This is a genomic window from Nonomuraea sp. NPDC048881, assembly GCF_040649795.1.
Taxonomy (GTDB): Bacteria; Actinomycetota; Actinomycetes; order Streptosporangiales; family Streptosporangiaceae; genus Nonomuraea.
Window position 1 is genome coordinate 505651 of sequence record NZ_JBEZGC010000003.1, and the last position, 16793, is coordinate 522443.

20 protein-coding genes are annotated in these 16793 nt (G+C 74.4%); 6 read left to right on the forward strand and 14 right to left on the reverse strand.

All coding sequences use genetic code 11. The features are described from left to right. Nucleotides 1–93: 93 nt before the first annotated feature. From AB0C33_RS13255 to AB0C33_RS13310, 12 genes are all read right to left on the reverse strand, one after another. The gene (locus AB0C33_RS13255) at nt 94–699 is read right to left on the reverse strand and encodes an energy-coupling factor transporter transmembrane protein EcfT (protein ID WP_358286794.1); all 606 of its coding nucleotides are present in this window, start codon (nt 697–699) and stop codon (nt 94–96) included. Next, on the reverse strand, nt 696–1370 hold the full coding sequence (locus AB0C33_RS13260; RefSeq protein WP_358286796.1) for an ABC transporter ATP-binding protein: 675 nt from the start codon (nt 1368–1370) through the stop codon (nt 696–698). Before AB0C33_RS13260 ends, AB0C33_RS13255 begins: the two co-directional genes overlap by 4 nt. Beyond that, entirely contained in the window at nt 1367–2491 is a 1125-nt protein-coding gene (locus AB0C33_RS13265; protein ID WP_358286798.1) for a thiolase family protein, read from the reverse strand. Before AB0C33_RS13265 ends, AB0C33_RS13260 begins: the two co-directional genes overlap by 4 nt. A gap of 1 nt (nt 2492) precedes the next feature. Next, nucleotides 2493–3833: an AMP-binding protein gene (locus AB0C33_RS13270; protein ID WP_358286800.1), complete on the reverse strand. Its 1341-nt coding sequence runs from the start codon at nt 3831–3833 to the stop codon at nt 2493–2495. Beyond that, nucleotides 3833–4426: a biotin transporter BioY gene (locus AB0C33_RS13275; protein ID WP_358286802.1), complete on the reverse strand. Its 594-nt coding sequence runs from the start codon at nt 4424–4426 to the stop codon at nt 3833–3835. The genes AB0C33_RS13270 and AB0C33_RS13275 overlap by 1 nt, the downstream gene beginning before the upstream one ends. Nucleotides 4427–4487: 61 nt before the next feature. Then, a complete protein-coding gene (locus AB0C33_RS13280) occupies nt 4488–5162 on the reverse strand; it encodes a DNA/RNA non-specific endonuclease (protein WP_358286804.1) in 675 nt (224 codons plus the stop codon). 175 nt (nt 5163–5337) lie between these two features. Next, complete coding sequence (locus tag AB0C33_RS13285) at nt 5338–6636, reverse strand: alpha-amylase family protein (protein WP_358286806.1); 1299 nt, start codon at nt 6634–6636, stop codon at nt 5338–5340. Between the two features lie 78 nt (nt 6637–6714). Beyond that, the gene (locus tag AB0C33_RS13290) at nt 6715–7245 is read right to left on the reverse strand and encodes a GNAT family N-acetyltransferase (protein ID WP_358286807.1); all 531 of its coding nucleotides are present in this window, start codon (nt 7243–7245) and stop codon (nt 6715–6717) included. Between the two features lie 20 nt (nt 7246–7265). Further along, nucleotides 7266–7826, reverse strand: coding sequence for an XRE family transcriptional regulator (locus AB0C33_RS13295; RefSeq protein WP_358286808.1), 561 nt, complete (start codon nt 7824–7826; stop codon nt 7266–7268). Between the two features lie 27 nt (nt 7827–7853). Continuing rightward, nucleotides 7854–8138, reverse strand: coding sequence for a DUF6204 family protein (locus tag AB0C33_RS13300; RefSeq protein WP_358286809.1), 285 nt, complete (start codon nt 8136–8138; stop codon nt 7854–7856). Between the two features lie 12 nt (nt 8139–8150). Continuing rightward, nucleotides 8151–8789 carry a TetR family transcriptional regulator gene (locus tag AB0C33_RS13305; protein ID WP_358286811.1) on the reverse strand — a complete coding sequence of 213 codons (639 nt, stop codon included), beginning with the start codon at nt 8787–8789 and terminating at the stop codon, nt 8151–8153. A 47-nt stretch (nt 8790–8836) separates the two neighbouring features. Continuing rightward, nucleotides 8837–10222, reverse strand: a complete 1386-nt coding sequence (locus AB0C33_RS13310) for a LysR substrate-binding domain-containing protein (RefSeq protein WP_358286813.1) — start codon at nt 10220–10222, stop codon at nt 8837–8839. Between the two features lie 70 nt (nt 10223–10292). Between AB0C33_RS13310 and AB0C33_RS13315 the strand changes: the two genes are divergently transcribed. Then, entirely contained in the window at nt 10293–10664 is a 372-nt protein-coding gene (locus tag AB0C33_RS13315) for a nuclear transport factor 2 family protein (protein ID WP_358286815.1), read from the forward strand. Here the strand turns inward: AB0C33_RS13315 and AB0C33_RS13320 are convergent. Beyond that, entirely contained in the window at nt 10661–11059 is a 399-nt protein-coding gene (locus AB0C33_RS13320; RefSeq protein WP_358286817.1) for a hypothetical protein, read from the reverse strand. The genes AB0C33_RS13315 and AB0C33_RS13320 overlap by 4 nt on opposite strands. A 155-nt stretch (nt 11060–11214) precedes the next feature. Then, nucleotides 11215–12168, reverse strand: a complete 954-nt coding sequence (locus AB0C33_RS13325) for an SDR family NAD(P)-dependent oxidoreductase (RefSeq protein ID WP_358286819.1) — start codon at nt 12166–12168, stop codon at nt 11215–11217. A gap of 65 nt (nt 12169–12233) precedes the next feature. Here AB0C33_RS13325 and AB0C33_RS13330 point away from each other — a divergent pair, with 65 nt between their 5' ends. From AB0C33_RS13330 to AB0C33_RS13350, 5 genes are all read left to right on the forward strand, one after another. Next, nucleotides 12234–12809, forward strand: a complete 576-nt coding sequence (locus AB0C33_RS13330; protein ID WP_358286821.1) for a TetR family transcriptional regulator — start codon at nt 12234–12236, stop codon at nt 12807–12809. 79 nt (nt 12810–12888) lie between these two features. Continuing rightward, nucleotides 12889–13812, forward strand: coding sequence for an endonuclease/exonuclease/phosphatase family protein (locus AB0C33_RS13335; RefSeq protein ID WP_358286823.1), 924 nt, complete (start codon nt 12889–12891; stop codon nt 13810–13812). A gap of 178 nt (nt 13813–13990) precedes the next feature. Beyond that, entirely contained in the window at nt 13991–14887 is an 897-nt protein-coding gene (locus AB0C33_RS13340) for a hypothetical protein (RefSeq protein ID WP_358286825.1), read from the forward strand. A 158-nt stretch (nt 14888–15045) separates the two neighbouring features. Beyond that, complete coding sequence (locus tag AB0C33_RS13345) at nt 15046–15876, forward strand: hypothetical protein (RefSeq protein WP_358286827.1); 831 nt, start codon at nt 15046–15048, stop codon at nt 15874–15876. Continuing rightward, complete coding sequence (locus AB0C33_RS13350; RefSeq protein WP_358286829.1) at nt 15873–16784, forward strand: hypothetical protein; 912 nt, start codon at nt 15873–15875, stop codon at nt 16782–16784. The genes AB0C33_RS13345 and AB0C33_RS13350 overlap by 4 nt, the downstream gene beginning before the upstream one ends. Nucleotides 16785–16793 lie beyond the last annotated feature (9 nt).

A 16793-nucleotide genomic window follows, 5' to 3' on the forward strand; every position in this document is an offset into this window, starting at 1 on the left:
TTTGTCGTTTATTTACGCAAGAAGGCTATATTTGACCAAAAGTGGAGGTGTAAGTTGTAACTGCCTTATGTCCGCTTTGTGATGAAGTGCGGGTCAGTCGTCGAGCCCGCGGGCCGACAGCGCCTCACCCAGCGCGTCCGCGTGCCGCAGAGCGCCCACCACCAGCGGCACCGCGAACGCCCGCATGCTGCGCTCGACCCCCCGCGCCCGCTGCGCCTCCCGGATCCGCACCGCCAGCGACGCCACCACCGGCACGCTGCGCACGGTGAGCGAGAGCAGCAACGACAGCCGGAACGGGTCCAGCCCCACGAACCTGACCGGCGACAGGACGCGCTCCAGCGCCGCCAGCATGTCGGCCGTCCGCGTGGTGAGCGTCACCAGCCCCGCCAGCGCCACGGCCAGCACCACCCGCAACGTCGAGGACACCGCCGCGTCCAGGTCCGCGAACACCAGTTGCAGCACGAACAGCATGACCGCGAACCAGCGCACCGGCCGCACCTGCGCCCACGCCGCCCGCCCCCCGACCCGCGCCGACGCGTACAGCGCCGCCGCCACGACCGCCGCCCCCGCCAGCGCCGCCGGCGGCCGCACCAGCACCAGCGCCGTGCACGACATCGCCAGCCCCGCCAGCTTGACCCCGGGGGGCAGCCGGTGCAGCCACGAGCCGCCCGGGACGTACGCCCCGGTGAGCCCGTTCACGCCATCAGCTCGGTGTAGTGGCCGATCGCCTCGGCCGGCGTGCCGTCGGCGACCACCCGGCCCTCGTCCAGCACCAGCACCCGGTCGAACCCGGCCAGCAGCGGCAGGTCGTGCGTCACCGCCACCACCTGCTGCGGCATCTCCCGCAACAACGCGGCCACCTGCCGCGAATGGCGCAGGTCGAGCAGCGTCGTGGGCTCGTCCATGACCAGGATGTCGGGTTCGAGCACCATGACCGCGCACAGCGCCAGCAACTGCTTCTGGCCGCCGGACAGGTGGTGGGCGGGATGGTCGGCGTGCCCGTCCAGGCCGTGCCGGGCCAGCACGTCGTGCACCCGGCGCTCGACCTCCTCGCGCGGCAGGCCCTTGCGGCGCAGGGAGAAGGCGACGTCCTCGGCCACGGTCGGCATGACGATCTGCGCGTCGGGGTCGGTGAACAGGAACCCCACCCGCCGCCTGATCCGCGCGGCCTGCCGGCGGGCGTCCAGGCCGAGCACGGTGACCTCGCCCGAGGTGGGCACCGCCAGGCCGTTGATCAGCCGGGCCAGCGTGCTCTTGCCCGAGCCGTTCGCGCCGACCACGCCCACCCGGCGCTCGGTCAGGCTCGCGGTGACGCCGCGCAGCACGTCGCGGGTGCCCAGCCGGACGTGCACGTCGGCGAACTCGATCACGCGACCACCTCGAACAGCGCGGCCACGCCCAGCCCGCCGCCCACCGCCGCGGCCGCCAGCCCCAGCGTGCCCACGGGCGCCCCGGCCCGTACCAGCCTGGAGAAGAGCCTGGTCACCACCACCGCACCGGTCGCGCCCCACGGATGCCCGAGCGCCAGCGCGCCGCCGCCGGCGCACACCCGATCGCGGTCGGCCTCCAGCGGGTCGAGGCCGAGCGCGTCGGTGACGGCCAGCACCTGCGCCGCGAACGCCTCCACGATCTCCACCGCGGCCACCCGTCCCATGTCCACCCCCGCACGTGCCAGCACCCGGCGGACCGCGGGCACCGGCCCCCATCCGGGCAGCGCCGGATCGCACCCGACGACGGACCCGGCCAACAGCCGCAACCCCGGCAGGCCGGGCCGCTCGGGCGCCAGCGCCACGGCGGCCGCGCCGTCGCTGACCGGGGAGGAATTACCGGCGGTCACTGTACCGCCCGGTACGAACGCCGCGGGCAACCGGGCCAGCGACGCCGCCCGCAGCGCCCTGGGACGCTGATCCTCCGACCGGCCCCCGACCGGCACGATCTCCTGGTCGAAGGCGCCCGCCGCGCGGGCGGCCAGCGCCTTGGCGTGGCTGAGGCGGGCGTAGTCGTCCTGGCGGGCGCGGCTGATGCCGTACGCGCCGGCCAGGGCTTCGGCGGCCGGGCCCATGTCGGGGTCGGGATGGCCCTGGGGGGCGAAGGGCGCCCGGTCGTAGGGACGGTCCGCGCCCCGCGGCGTGCGCAGCGGCGCGGTCGAGGCGCTCTCGGCTCCCCCGGCGATCACCAGGTCCATCTCCCCGGCGGCCACCGCCTGCCCGGCCACCAGGATCGCGGCCAGCCCGCTGCCGCACTGCCGGTCGACGGTCAGGCCGGGCACGCCGTGACCGAGCCCGGCGGCCAGCGCCGAGACCCGGGCCACGTTCCCGCCGGGGCCCATGCAGTTGCCGAGCACCACGTCGTCCACCGGCCGGCCGGCCTCGGCGGCCACCGCCTCGATCACGGGGGCGGCCAGCCGGTCGACGGTCACGTCCTTGAAGGCGTGCCCGGCCGTGCCGATCGGCGTACGGCGGGCCGCCACGACGACGGGTCGTCCAGCCACCTCAGACCAGCCTCCGCAGCTCGGGGTCGCCGCCGGCCAGCCGGTCGGCCACCAGGCCGCGCGCCGGCTTGCCCGACCCGGTGCGCGGCAGGACGGGCACGGCGTACCAGCGGCGGGGCCGCTGCGCCACGTCCAGCCCGCTGCGCGCGACGGCCTCCAGCAGCGCGCGCGGCGGCGGCGAGGCGCCCTCGACCACCGCGGTCACCACCGAGCCGAGCGACGGGTGCGGCGACCCGATCACCACGATGTCCCCCACCCCCGGCACGTTCCGCAGCACCGCCTCGACGTCCTCGGGCACGACGGTCGCGCCGCCGGTCTGGATCGCGCCGTCGCCGCGCCCGCGCACCCGCAGCACCTGCCCGGCCCGGTACGGCTCGGCCAGGTCGCCGACCGTCAGCCAGCCCGCGCCGTCGCGGCGCAGCGGACCCCTCGCGCCGCCCAGATAGCCGTCGGCCAGCCACGGCGAGCGCGCCCACACCTCGCCCAGCGTGCGCCCCGGCTCGGCCCTGACCTCGATCTCGACCTCAGGAAAGGCCCGCAGCCCGCTCCCGTCGGGGTCGAAGGCCACGAACGACAGCTCGGTCGCGCCGTAGTAGGACATCACCCGCACCCCCGCCCGCTCGGCCAGGTCCCGGGCCTGCCCGCTCAGCGCCGCGCCGCCGACGACGGCCGTACGCAGGCGGGGCGCCTGCTCCAGCACCTCGGACAGCCGGTGGGGCACCAGATGGATCGCGGTCGCCGCGCGCAGCGACGCCGCCGTGGGCCGCCCGCCCGGCACGACGGCGGTCGCGCCGACGGCCAGCGTGTGCACGGCGGCGAAGGCGTACAGGGAGGAGACCAGCGGGCCGGGCACCAGGACGACGTCGGCCGGGCCGATGCCGGTCAGCTCGGTCAGGTGCGGGAAGGAACGCGTCCAGGACGCGCGGGTGCGCGCCACCGCGCGCGGCCGGCCCGTGCTGCCGGAGGTGAAGCACGCCCACGCCCGGTCGCCGGGACGGGGCTCGGGCACGAGGGGCGCGCCCGGCGCGGAGGGCAGCGGCTCCTCGACCCGCAGATCGGCGCCCGCTGCCCCGGCCACCCGCGCCAACCGCTCCGCGCTCCACGCCGGATCGCCCACCAGCGGCGTCACCCCCGCCAGATCGGCCGCCAGCACTGCGATCAGCAGCTCGACCGGGTCATGAAGGGCGATGGCGGCCAGCTCGCCGCGCCCGCGAAGATGCCGCGCGCCGCCCTGGACGCGTCCGGCCAGCTCGCCGTAGGTCAGCGAGCCGCCCGGGCCGCGCAGCGCGACCCGGGACGGGCCGTCGGCGGCGTGCCGCAGGACGTGCTCGGCGACCGGCATCAGCGCACCCGTTCGCGGTGGACGGCCGGCACGGCGTCGGGATAGGCACGCTGCGTGCCTCTGGCCACCAGCGCGGCCACCACCGCCTTGAGCGCGTCGCCCGGCAGGAACACCGCGCTGAGGGCCAGCGCCTTGGTGAGCGGCAGCCCGGTGACCAGCGCCTGCACCGGCACGCCGACCAGGTAGACCACTCCGATCCCGCCCACCGCGCACGCCACCAGCAGCCGCAGGACGCTCGGCGTCCGGCCCGCCCGCTCCACCAGCAGCCCGGTGACCGCGGCCCCCGGGACCCAGCCGAGCAGGAACCCGGCGGAGGCGGCGGTGAACACGCCGAGCCCGCCGCGCCCGCCCGCCAGCAGCGGCAGCCCGGCCGCGACCAGCACCAGCAGCACGACCACCGCCAGCGCCCCCCGCCGGCTGCCGAGAATGGCCCCGGCCAGCATGACGCCGAGCGTCTGGAGAGTGATCGGCACCGCGTTGCCGAAAACGTTGACCGCCCCCGGCGCGCCCAGCACCGCGATCAGCGCGGCGAACACCGCGATCCTGGCCAGGTCACCGGTGGGGAACCGCCGCCGTCTTCCTGCGTTCGTCATGAGGACGATCCCACACCAGAACGGGTCGATCCCGCATGCAGGGTTCCCACAACACCGGCGGCTACGCCTTGTCAGAGGCGCTCATGCAGTGCGCCGTCCTGAACGCGTTGGTGATCTTCGTGTGCCAGGAGTCCAGCTCGCGGGCCGACAGGGTGGCGTTCGGGAAGGTGACCGTGACCCGCCGGGACACCCCGGAGATCGTCGCCGCCATGGAGACGTGGATGCGGTCGGGGATCACCGTCGTGCCGTCGGGGTAGTGCACCTCGACGCGGTAGTCGGCCACCGCGCCGCCCTTGGCCTCCAGGCAGGCGCGGGCGCCGTTCTCGACGCGGAGCATCAGGCCCTGGTTGATCTGCCTGCCGCGCATGGGGACCAGGTTGTAGCGCAGGCTGGCGCCGGAGAAGGAGGAGGCGATGAGATGGCCGCCCTGCCAGTCGCCGCTGCCGCCCCAGTTGCCGACGGTGGCCTCGCACCCGCTGCGCGCGGCCGCCTTCCTGGCCAGTCGGGGGGCCAGGGCCTGGGCGGGCCGTCCGGCGCCGTCGGTGGTGTAGGTGCGGGAGCCGTCCTTGTAGGTGTGGTTCTTGGCCAGGTGCCGGATGCAGGCGGCGGCGTCCGTGCCGGCGCTGGGGCCGGTGCTGGGGCTGGTGCTGGTGCTGGGGCCGGCCGCCTGGGCGGGGGCCGTCAGGGTGGCGGCCGCCAGCGCGGCGGCGCACAGGACAGGGGGGAGCCGGGTCATGGGCATGAGAAGGCAGTCCTCTCGCGGGGGACGCACGACGGGCCCGCGTCGGCGGGTTGCTTCGCCCTGTCGGCGAGCGCGTCGGCTTTGTCGCGATAGTGATGCCCCGACGGCGTTGTAGCGGAACGTTGCTGGAACGCTACTGTTCGTAGTGATTACAGGTAGGTCGCCCTGTTCAGGGTTCGACGACGGCCCAGCCGTGCGGGGGCAGGGTCAGCAGCGAGCCGTCCAGGACGCCGTCGCCGGCGGCCAGGCTCCCGGAGAACGGCAGCGTGACCTGCGACGGCTCGTCGGCGGTGCTCAGCGCCACGGCCAGCGCGTGGCCGCCGGAGCGGCTCTCGTAGGCGTAGAGCTGGTTGGACAGGACCAGGTCGGTGGTGTGGGCGCGGGACAGCCACCGGTGGCGGCGGCGCACCGCGACGAGCCGCTTGTGCAGGGCGAGGACCGGCAGGCCGGTCGGCGGCATCTCCAGCGGGGAGGCGGGGAAGGCCGGGCGCACGGCGTCGTCGCCGCCCTCGCGTTCCTCCTTGACGCCGCGCAGGGCGTACTCGTCGCCGGCGTACAGCGAGGGCGTGCCGGCGACCGTCATCAGCACGGCCAGGGCGTGCGGCAGGTGGCGCTCGTCGGCCAGGCGGCTGGCCAGGCGGGTGACGTCGTGGTTGCCGACGAACGTCATCGGCGCGAAGGACTCGGCGAACGCGGTGTGGCGCTTGAGCGCCCAGGCCAGCTCGAAGGCGTTGCGGTCGTTGAGCGAGCTCCAGATCGCCTTCCACAGCTCGTACTGGGTGACCGCGTCCACGCCGGTCTCGGCCACGAACGCGGCGTAGTCGCCGTGGATGACCTCCCCCACCACGTACGCCTCGGGCCGCCCGCGGCGCACCTGAGGCAGCACCCGCGCCCAGAACTCCGGCGGCACGGCGTAGGCGGCGTCCAGCCGCCAGCCGTCGGCGCCGCGGTCGAGCCAGTGGGCCATCACCGCCGCGACGTGCTCGGCGACGGCCGGCTCCGCGTGGTCGAGCGCGACCAGCGACTGGTGCCCCTCGAAGTCGTCGTGCGCGGGAGCGCCGCCGCCGGCCGGCCAGCGCAGCCGGAACCAGCGCGCGGCCGCCGAGCCCGGCCCCTCGCGCAGGGCCTGCTGGAAGCGCGGGAAACCCTGGCCCACGTGGTTGAAGACGCCGTCGAGGAGCACCCGCAGCCCGCGCTCGTGCGCGGCCGACACCAGAGCGTCGAAGTCGCCGTCGTCGCCCAGGCGCGGATCGACGCGGAAGTGGTCGAGGGTGTCGTAGCCGTGGGTCTCGGCGGCGAAGATCGGGCCGAGCTGCAACCCGTCGGCTCCCAGCGCGGCCGCGTGGTCGAGCCACGGCGTCAGGCCCGCGAGCCGGTGGGTGACCCGCGGCACGGCGGCCCGCTCGGCGCCCAGGAAGCCCAGCGGGTAGACGTGCCAGAAGATCGCCTGCTCTGCCCAGGACGGCACGTCAACCCCCCGATGAAGATCCGAAGCTCATTCTAGGCGGGGCCCCGCCGGGAGCCGCCCGCCGGGGCCCCGACCGGCTCACGCGCCGGTCGGGAGGCGCTTGTAGAAGAAGCTGCAGTCGAGCAGGGTGCCGTCGGGGGCGCCGGCGTAGCCGGGCACGACGCCGTAGCGGGTCCAGCCGCCGGTGCGGTAGACGTGCTCGGCGGCGCTGCCGGTCTCGGTGTCGAGCACCAGCAGGCCGGCCCCGGCCGCGACGGCGCCGTCCTCGGCGGCCGCCAGCAGGAGGCGGGACAGGCCGCGCCCGCGCGCCCGGCGGTGCACCAGGAGCTTGACCAGCTCGGCCCGGTGCCGCGAGTTGGGCTTGCGGGCAAGGACCAGGCTGACCGTGCCGGCCAGGGAGCCGTCGGCGTCGCGGCAGGCCCACACCGCCATGCCGCCCTCGGCCACCGCCGCCGCCTGTTCCCGCCACCAGGCCGCGGCCTCCTCCGGGCCGAACGGTTTGAGGAAGCCGACCGAGGCGCCGCCCTCGACGGCGTCGGCCAGCAGCACGGCCAGCTCCTCGACGCTGCCGGCGAACTCCTGCGCGGACATGCGGGTGACGGTGTGCACGACAGGGCTCCTTCGGGTGCTCACGGCAGGACGACGACCAGGGCGTAACGGACCGGCGAGGGCCCCGGGCAGCGGAAGCGCGACCGCCCCCACAGGCGGAACCGCAGGCAGTCGCCCGCCTCCAGCCGATGGACGCGGCCGTCGGCGGTGATCTCCACGACGCCCTCCAGCACCCAGACGTGCTGTTCGAGCCCGGGGACCGGCGGCTCGTCGTAGGCGATGTCCGCGCCCGGCCGCAGCCGACCCTCGACGACCTCGCCGCGCAACCCTGGATGCGGCGGCGAGACGGAACGTCGCTCGAAGCCCGAGCTCTCGTCCCGCCACACCGCCTGGGACGCCGCCCGCACCACCTGCGCGGGCTCCGGCTCCACCTCGGCCAGCAGGCGCGACATCGTGCGCCCGTAGACCGCGCAGAGCTTGTTGAGCAGGGCGGCGGTGGGGCTGATCTCGCCGCGCTCCAGCCGGGACAACGTCGAACGGCTGATGCCGGCGCGCCCGGCCAAGTCGTCGAGCGACCAGTCGCGCTCGACCCGCAGCTCGGCGAGCCGCCCGGCCAGCCGCTCGTCCAGATCCTGTCCCATGTTCGGGACGATATCCCAGATATGGGATCAGCGGCGACCCTTCCGGCGGATCCTGATGTCCCGCATGTCGGTCACCGCCACCTGCAGCACCCGGTACGGCACCCCGTACGCCTCCAGCGCCGCGACCGCCCGCCCGGTGGCCTCGTGCTCACCGTCGTCCGGCCCGGCGGGCACCTGGCAGCGGAAGGTGAACGCCGACACGGTGCCGTCGTGGGTGAACGTGCCCGCCTCGGTGAACGCCGTGTCGTGGGCCGCCAGCACCGCGGCCCGCCCCTCCTCGTCGATCCCGTCGAACTTCCCGCGGATGGTCACCCGGAACAACGCTCAGCCCTCCCGTACGGCATAGGTCAGCAAGGGCTCGCCGAGCAGGCCCTCGGTCACGTCGAGCAGCTCCAGCACGGCCTCGGCGATGGTGTCGGGCCCTTGTCCGGCCGCCACCCGCCTGCCGACCTCGGCGTACACCAGCGAGTGCAGGCAGCCGATCTGCCAGGCGACGGCCCGCGGCAGCGGATCGCCCGGCTCGGCCCCCGTCTCCTCGGCCAGCGCGTCGGCGAGCGCGTCGGTCATCTGCCGGCCCAGCTCCTCCAGGCGCGCCCGCAGCGTGGGAGCGGCCAGCATCATCTCCAGCACCTGGCCGAACCCGGCCGTCAGCCCCAGGCTGCGCTCGCGCTCGCGCACCTCCTCGCGCAGGCGGCCCAGCACCGCCCGCGCCGCCGACACGCCCGGCGCGCGCTCGCGCACGATGTCGGCGAGCCGCTGCGGCGAGGCCTCCTCGGGCGGCAGCACGAGATCTTCCTTGGCGGTGAAGTAGTTGTAGAGCGTGTTCACCGACACCTCCGCCGCCGTGGCGATCTCGGCGATCGTGACCTGGTCGAAGCCGCGGTCGACGAACAGCCCGATCGCCACGTCGGAGAGGTGCCGGCGGGTCTTGCGCTTCTTGCGCTCGCGAAGCCCTTCGGTCATGACAGGACTCTACTGCAAAAATGAAATGGATTGCAGTTTTGTGGAGGTCATCGGGATTCGACGTCGGCGGCGAACCGGTCCCACGCCGCCTGGCGGGTGATGCCCAGGGCCTCGCCGATCCTGGCCCACGTCACGTTGCGGGCGCGCAGGATGGCCACCCAGGCGCGCAGGTCGCGTTCGGCCTGCTCAAGGGTGAGCGCCTGGCGGGGCAGGGAGGCCAGCACGTCGTCGTCGGACATGCCGGTCACGTACTTGTCGTCCGGGGCAGGGCCCCAGTGGACGCGCCCGCCGTCGCCGGCCGGCGCCTTGAGGAGCTCGGCGTGGACGATCTGGTGGCTCAGGTCGACGCAGGCGTCGCAGATGTAGACGCCGGGCCCGGCGACCACCTTCCTGGCCTCCTCGTGCGGCTTGCCGCAGAACGAACACCTCGTCGCCAGCTGCTCGACGGGCGTCATCTCCCGGGTGCTCTCGCTGCGTGTCATCATGCTGTCAGCCTTCCCTTGACGCGCCGCCGTGTCAAGGGAAGGCTGACGGAGATCGGGCTCGCCGTCGAGGCCGCCGGCGAACGCGCGGCGGGCGTGCGGCACGAGCGCCCGCACCGCCGGGCCGCCGCCCTCCCGCCAGACCAGGGCGAGCAGCGCGGGCGTCCGCACGTCGTCGATGAGCAGCGCGGTGAGCCGGTCGCGGTGGAGCGCGGCCATCGACTCGCTGAGAATCGCCACCCCGAGGCCGCGGACGGCCAGGCCGGCGATGGCGTCGGCGGCGCCGGCCTGCAGTGCGATCGGCGGCCGCAGCCCCTGGGCCGCGCACGCCTCGTCGAACACCGCCCGCAGCCCCGTGCCGCGCGGCATGCACACGATCGCCTGCTCGCCCAGGTCGCGCAGGGCGATCCGCCCCCTCCCGGCCAGCGGATGCTCCGGCGGGACGGCCGCGACCAGCCGCTCGCTGACGATCGTCAGCGCCTCCAGGCCCTCGGGAACGCCGTTCGCGACGCCGATGAGCGCCAGGTCGAGCGCGCCGCCACGGACCCCCTCGACCAGCTTGTCGGAGTTGTCCTCCAGCAGGGACAGTTCCACGCCCGGATGCGCCCGGCGGAAGGCGGCCAGCGCGTCGAACAGGGGCGTGACCGTGCAGCCGAGCACCATGCCGACCGTCAGCGTGCCGCGGATGAGGTCGGTCACCTCGCCCACCGCCTGGCCCACCGCACCGGCGGCGGCCAGCGCGGCGCGGGCGTGTTCGAGCGCCGCCTTGCCCGCGACGGTGAGCGTGGCCACCCGGGCCGACCGGTCGAACAACTCGGCGCCGAGCTCGCGTTCGAGTTGCCGGATCTGGGCGCTGACGCCCGACTGGCTGATGTGCACCCGCTCGGCCGCGCGGGTGAAACTGCGCTCCTCGGCCACCGCGACGAAGTACTCCAGCTGCCTCAGTTCCATAACCTCAGATTGTAGTAGCCATCACAATCATCTGTTGGACTTCTGGAGCGAAAGTCGGCAGGCTGGCACCATGACCGCATACGAGAAGGCCATGCAGCCCGAGGACATCACCCGCCTGTTCGTCGAGCGTTCCAACGCCGGCGACGCGGCCGGCGTCGCCGCGCTCTACGAGGAGGACGCCGTGCTGGCCTACCCGCCCGGCAGCCGCACCGTCGGACGGGCCGCCATCCAGGAGCTGTGGGAGAAGGTGCTGGCCGGCCGCCCGCGCTTCGAGCCGGAGCAGCCGCTGCCGACCCTGGTCAGCGGCGACCTCGCCCTCACCTCGACCCCGCCCAAGGACGGCTCGGGCGCCCGCGCCCAGGTCGTGCGGCGCCAGCCCGACGGGAGCTGGCTGCGCGTCCTCGACCAGCCCGAGTTCGTCCAGCCCGGCGAGCGCGCCTAGGCCGGGACGGCGCCGCTGACGGTGGTGCCCTCGCCGGGCACGCCGCGCACCGACAGGCGCCCGCCCAGCTCGGCGAACGCCTCGCGCATCCGGCCGAAGCCGCCGCCCGGAGCCGTGGAGGCGAAGCCGCGGCCGTTGTCGCTGATCGTCAGGCGCAGGCCCCGGGGCCCGGCGGTCACGGCGAGCGAGGCGGTGCTCGCGCCGCTGTGGGCCTCGACGTTGGCCAGCGCCTCTTCCGCGACCGCCAGCACGGCCCGCCGCCACGCCGCCGCGACGGGACCGGCGGGCAGCGCCCAGATCTCCACGGTGATCCCCGTGCGCTCGGACCACCGGCCGCACAGGCTCTCCAGCTCGCCGGCCAGAGCCGGCCTGGCCTTGTCCATGATGCCTGTCATCGCATCTCCTCCGGACGCCCTTCCCCTTGAACGGGTGGGACTGCCCTGAGCATGGCGATCGGGGCGTTGAGCCTGTGTTGAGCCGTCGTTGAGCCCTCATCCGGGCACGATCGTCGAAGCGTAGCACCACGGCGTCAGCGACGAGGGGACGCTGGTCACCCGGAAGGCGTGCGGCCGGGCGCGAAGGGGTCCAGGCCGGTCAGGGCGGTGCTGGCGGCCCACAGCCGGGCCGCGAGCTCGCGGTCGGCCATGTGCCCGCGCACCGGTTCGCGGGCCGGCAGGCCGCGCATCCCCAGCACCCTGGGCCCCCACAGCTCGCCCCCGCGTACGGACGGATCCAGCACGGCCCGCACCGCCGGCCACGCCGCGGCCTCCTTGCCCTGCAGCAGCAGCCCGGCGGGCAGGCCGCGCAGCCGCTCGCCGGCGGTGCGCGGCCGGATCGGCCGTGAGGGCGTCAGGGAGTCCAGCGCGCCGCCGGGATGGGTGACCACGCTCGCCGTGGTGGCGCCCGCGGCGCGCAGGCGGCGGTCCAGCTCGAAGCCGAAGAGCATCTGCGCCAGCTTCGAGCGCGCGTACACCCGCTTGGGCCGGACGTCGCCGCGGCTCTGCAGGTCGTCCAGGTCCAGGGTCTCGGACCTGGCGGTGAGGCTGCCGGTGGTCACGACGCGGGCGGCGGGGGCGGCGGCCAGCAGCGGCGCCAGGTGCGCGACCAGCGCGAAGTGGCCGAGATGGTTGGTGGCGAACATCAGCTCGTGGCCGTCCTTCGTCTCGCGCCGCGGCGGGTCGTCGAGCAGCACGCCGGCGTTGCACACGACGGCGTCCAGGCTCGGCAGTCCAAGCGCCGCGACGACGGCCCCGACCGAGGCGAGGTCGGCCAGGTCGAGCGGCACCTGCCGGACGCGCGCGCCGGGGACCCGGCCGCGGATGGACAGCGCGGCGGTCTCCGCCCTGGCGGGGTCGCGGCTGCCCAGGATCACGGTGGCGCCGGTGCCGGCGAGCTGCTCGGCCACGAAGTAGCCGATGCCGGCGTTGCCGCCGGTGACCAGGAAGTGCCTGCCCTGTGCGGACGGCAGGCGCCGGACGTCCCAGGGCGCGGAGGAGGAGGACACGGGAGCGCTCATTTCTGTAGTCGCTATGAATTCAGAATCATTCTAGTTTTTGCTACGATGAGAGCATGACGACAGGACGCCGCGAACGCAAGAAGGCGCAGACCCGCAAGGCCCTGGCCGAGGCCGCGGTGCGGCTGTTCGCCGAGCACGGCTACGACGGCGTCACCGTCGCCCGGGTCGCCGACGAGGCCGACGTCTCCATCGCCACCCTGTTCGCGCACGTGCCCGACGGCAAAGACGCGCTGATCTTCGACGACGGCGACGAGCGGCACGTCTGGCTGGCCGCCGCCGTCCGTGAGCGGCCCCCCGGGCAGAGCGTGCTGGCGGCCCTGCGGAACTGCCTGGCCGAGCGGGGGCCGTTCGCCGGCGACCTGCCGCCCGAGCAGCGGCGCAAACGCGACCTGATCGTGGGCACGCCCGCCCTGCGGGAGTACTCGCGCCGGCTCTGGATCGCCGCCGAGGGCTCGCTGGCCGAGGCGATCGCGGCCGAGACAGGGCGCGACCCCGCCGACATGACCGTGCGCGCGCTGGCCCGGTACGTGCTGGAGATCCCCGAGCTGGCCGGCGCCGAGCCCGACCCGCGTGCCGCCCTCGACGCCGTCTTCGATCTGCTGGAGTCCGGCTGGCCCGAGCGCGCCTGACGGCGTCGGGGCGTTGACGCGGCGGACCCGGCTCTGGTCCGCTGTACGTCACTGATCATCGACTTCGGGGAGCGAGCCCGTGTGGTTTCCCAGGCGCCTGGCCGCTGTGATCGTCTCGTCGGTCCTGGCCGTCTCGGCCGTGCCCGGCGCGGCCCGAGCCGCCACGCCCGTCACCGTCTGGCACTGGAACGCGGCCGGCAACACGCTGAACCACGGCTCGACCGGCAACGGCATGGTCCGGGCCGCCGTGGGCTCGATCGTGGCGCGGGGCGCGACCCTCGTCTCGTTCAACGAGCTGTGCGCGAGCCAGTACCAGTCGCTGGTCACCGGCCTGCGGGAGGCCGGCTGGCCCGCTGACGACGGCAACTTCGCCCGGTTCGTCGCCACCTACCCCGCCCAGACCGGCGGGCCGTGCGGCGGCGGCGAGTACGGCAACGCCCTGTTCAGCAAGCAGCCCCTCGGAGCCGCCGAGCGGATCACCCTGCCCGACGACGGCAAGACCGAGAAACGGAAGATGCTCTGCGCCCCCCTGCAGTCCCGCCCCGGCCTGCGGTTCTGCGTCACGCACACCACCTACGTGGACGCCTACCGCGCCGCCCAGCTCGACGCCGTGCTGACCAGGCTGGAGGCGTACCACGCGGCCGGTGACACGGTGGTCGTCGCGGGCGACTTCAACCTGCCGCCCGACGCCGCCCGCCTGAACGGCTACTACTCCCCCACCGTGAACACCCCCAACAACCGCGGCAACACCGGCCGCTACCACGAGCTCGACGACGCCGACGCGGGCAACTGCCCCGGCTACGGCGAGCTGACCGTCAGCACGCCGGACGGCAAGGGCCCCTGCGGCTCGGGCACGAAGCTCGACATGATCTTCGCCAGGGCCGACCGGATCAGCGGCGCCTACGCGGCCGACTCGCTCGCCCCCGCGACCACGTGCACCGGCAACCCGGGCGGCCTGTGCTCCGACCACCGCGTGCTGGTCGGGACCGTCACCCTGTCGTGAGCACGGCCGTGGCCCACCCCGGGGAGCTCGGGGCGGGCCACGGCCTTTCCGGCAGGCGGACGCTCACCGCTCCGGCCGCACCCCCTGCTGACGGGGGGCTGTCAAACAGCGGCCATCCACCTTGTCGGGCAGGTCGCGCGGGCGCACAGTCAAGGCACATCACCGCCCAGGAGGATGGATGAACGGAAGACCTGCCCCCCACCGTCACGCCACGACCGCGGTAAGACGTCTCTTATCCGCTGGTCTGGCCGTGTTCGCCGCCGCCTTCCTCGTCGCGACCCCCGCCGGGGCCCTGGCGCTGCCGACGGCCAAGGAGTTCGTGTCGAGCCTCGACCTCGACTGCTTCAAGACCACGACGTACCAGCCGCCGGCCGTCGCGCTGACGCTGAAGCACATCAATCCGGTGCTCGCCAACCAGCCGCCCGTGCAGGTCACGCTCGGCCCGCGTGAGCAGGTCTGCGTGCCGGTGGCCAAGAACAACGTCATCCCGCCGTCGCCCGCGCTCGACTTCGTCAGGTTCGTCGACCTGTCCTGCTACCGGGTGAGCGGCCCGCAGATCAACCTGCCCCTGTCGCTGCGCCACCTCAACCCCGTCCTGCAGGGCCTGCCGGGCCTCAGCGTCACGCTGAGCTCGCCGCAGCAGCTGTGCGTGCCGGTCAGCAAGAACGGCGTCGTCCCGCCGCCGGACGTGCTGAACGTCGTCTCGCACATCGACCTGCTGTGCTACGCGCACACGCCGAACCCGTCGATGAACAAGGCGCTGAACCTCACCCAGCTCAACCCCGTCCTGGTCAACCAGATCCCGCCCAGGACCGTGCAGGTGGCCGCCGCCCGTCAGCTCTGCGTCCCGGTGCAGAAAGGCGGCGACCAGATCCCGGCGGACGTGTTCGCCCTCGTCCGCTGGGTCGACCTGGAGAAGTTCGACGCCTCCAGCCCGGCGACCCCCATCGTGTCGCTGACGCTGAAGCACCTGAACCCGGTGCTGGCTAACCTGCCCGCCGAGGAGCTGCGGCTCACCGGCCCCTCGCAGCTCGCCGTGCCCGTCTCCAAGAACGGCGCGGTGCCGCCCGCCTGACGCACCCGGCCGGGCCGCGACCACCGGCCCGGCCGCCTTCCGCCCGATCCCCCAGGACAAAGGATTCCCCAGCTTCGGGTCGTCCGAGAGTGGCGTCCGACCGCAAGCGGTATGACCTGTTTCCGATAGGTCGTGGAGCATTCGGGGGAACGGTGGGGATGTCCTGGCGAGCGGCGGTGACACTGCTCGCCGCCGTGGCGCTGACCGGCGGTTGCGGCGACGGCGGTCCGGACAGCTCCGGAGCGGGCGAGGCCGGGCCCGGCGCGCCCAGGCAGGCCCGGCCCGTGATCACGCCGGACACCCCGATCGTCCCCGACGACGCCGGCGACCTCCCCGACCCCACCGCGCAGGTGGGACTGGACTGCCAGAAGATCCTCCAGGACCGGGACTTCGCCGGACCGGCGGCGCGGAAGATCGACGAGGTGGCCGCCGACCCCGGCAGCTCCGACAGCCAGAAGGCGGTGGCCAACGCCTGCGGCGCGGTGATCAAGGCGAACAGCGGGAAATGGGACGAGTCGATCAAGCGGGCCGACGCCGCGAACCGTCACCGGAAGGACATTCCCCGGCAGATGCGCGCGCCGTTGTTCGCCATGATCGACCAGGCGGAACTGGAGAGCGCCGCCGCGCTGGGCGAACGCGACAGGGTCAGGCAGGTCATCGCCCGCATCAAGCGGGAGGGCGGCCAGCTCCCGGACGGCTACCTGAGGAACGCGTGCGCGGTGGTGTCCGGCACCGAGACCCTTCCGGAGTGCGCGACGCTCACCGCCCCGCCCGGCCCCTCGCAGCCTTCGTCCGAGCCCTCGTCCCGGCCCTCGTCCGAGCTCACGTCCGGGCCCGCGCAGCCGTCGGAGCCGGGCGAGCCGTCCTCCGAAGCGCCTGGCACCGAGCCGCCCGGCGAGCCCCCGGACACCGGCGGCGGGACCGGGCCGCCCGGCGACCACTCCGAGCCGCCGCCGGAGGAGACCGGCCCGGCGCCGGGCCCGTCGTGACCGCCCCACCGCCCGCCGCCGAACCCCCGGACGACGACGGCGGCACCGGGCAGGACGTGTCCCGCCTGTGGCGGATCCTCGCCCACGTCGTGACGCCGACCACCTTCATCGCCGCCATCATGGTGTACTTCGGGGCGGTCCGTACCAACACCATGTACGCCCGCCTCGGCGTGGACCAGAGCATGCTGGGCCTGTCCCTGGAGGACTACGCGTTGCGCAGCGTCACGCTGGCGGCAGAGCCGCTGATCCTCGTGCTGGTGACGGCCCTGGTCGCGCCGCCGGCGCACGCGTGGCTGACCCGGTCCGCCGAGCGGCATCGCGCCTTCGCCAGGTGGGCGGTCAGGATCATGGCCGTCCTCGGGGTGGCGGGGGCCGCGGTGGGCATCGCGAGCCTGGCCGGATGGCGGCCGCTGCCGCCCTACGCCATGCCCCTCTGCCTGGGCCTGGGCGTCTTCTTGCTGGTCTACGGCTCCTCCCTGCGGCAACGGCTCGATGCGCGTCTCACGCCCTCCGCCACCGACCGGCTCGTCCGGCGCACGCTCTGCACGGCGCTGCTGCTGTTCCTGCTGCTGTGGGGGATCACCCTCTTCGCGCAGTCACGCGGTGAGCGGGAGGCCGACCGGACGCTGGCCGACATGCGCAGGCTGCCGAACACGGTGGTCTACGCGGCCCGGCGCCTGAACCTGCAGGGGCCGGGCATCACCGAGACCGTCCTGCCCGACCCCGGCGCGATGTACCGCTTCCGCTACGCCGGCCTGCGCCTGCTGATCAACTCCAACCAGCGGTACTTCCTCCTGCCCGCCTGCTGGATGTCCGACCTGTCGGCGCGGGCGATCGCCCTGCCCGCCGACGACTCGCTGCGCCTGGAGTTCGGCGTGTTCCGGATGCCCCCCGACTGCCCGCCCTGACCGCCCGCC

Coding starts and splice junctions, on each gene's coding strand:
- AB0C33_RS13305 (WP_358286811.1), bottom strand. CDS start 8,789: ATGACCGAAGGGCTTCGCGAGCGCAAGAAGCGCAAGACCCGCCGGCAC.
- AB0C33_RS13320 (WP_358286817.1), bottom strand. CDS start 11,059: ATGACAGGCATCATGGACAAGGCCAGGCCGGCTCTGGCCGGCGAGCTG.
- AB0C33_RS13295 (WP_358286808.1), bottom strand. CDS start 7,826: ATGGGACAGGATCTGGACGAGCGGCTGGCCGGGCGGCTCGCCGAGCTG.
- AB0C33_RS13330 (WP_358286821.1), top strand. CDS start 12,234: ATGACGACAGGACGCCGCGAACGCAAGAAGGCGCAGACCCGCAAGGCC.
- AB0C33_RS13345 (WP_358286827.1), top strand. CDS start 15,046: ATGTCCTGGCGAGCGGCGGTGACACTGCTCGCCGCCGTGGCGCTGACC.
- AB0C33_RS13315 (WP_358286815.1), top strand. CDS start 10,293: ATGACCGCATACGAGAAGGCCATGCAGCCCGAGGACATCACCCGCCTG.
- AB0C33_RS13340 (WP_358286825.1), top strand. CDS start 13,991: ATGAACGGAAGACCTGCCCCCCACCGTCACGCCACGACCGCGGTAAGA.
- AB0C33_RS13310 (WP_358286813.1), bottom strand. CDS start 10,222: ATGGAACTGAGGCAGCTGGAGTACTTCGTCGCGGTGGCCGAGGAGCGC.
- AB0C33_RS13275 (WP_358286802.1), bottom strand. CDS start 4,426: ATGACGAACGCAGGAAGACGGCGGCGGTTCCCCACCGGTGACCTGGCC.
- AB0C33_RS13270 (WP_358286800.1), bottom strand. CDS start 3,833: ATGCCGGTCGCCGAGCACGTCCTGCGGCACGCCGCCGACGGCCCGTCC.
- AB0C33_RS13280 (WP_358286804.1), bottom strand. CDS start 5,162: ATGACCCGGCTCCCCCCTGTCCTGTGCGCCGCCGCGCTGGCGGCCGCC.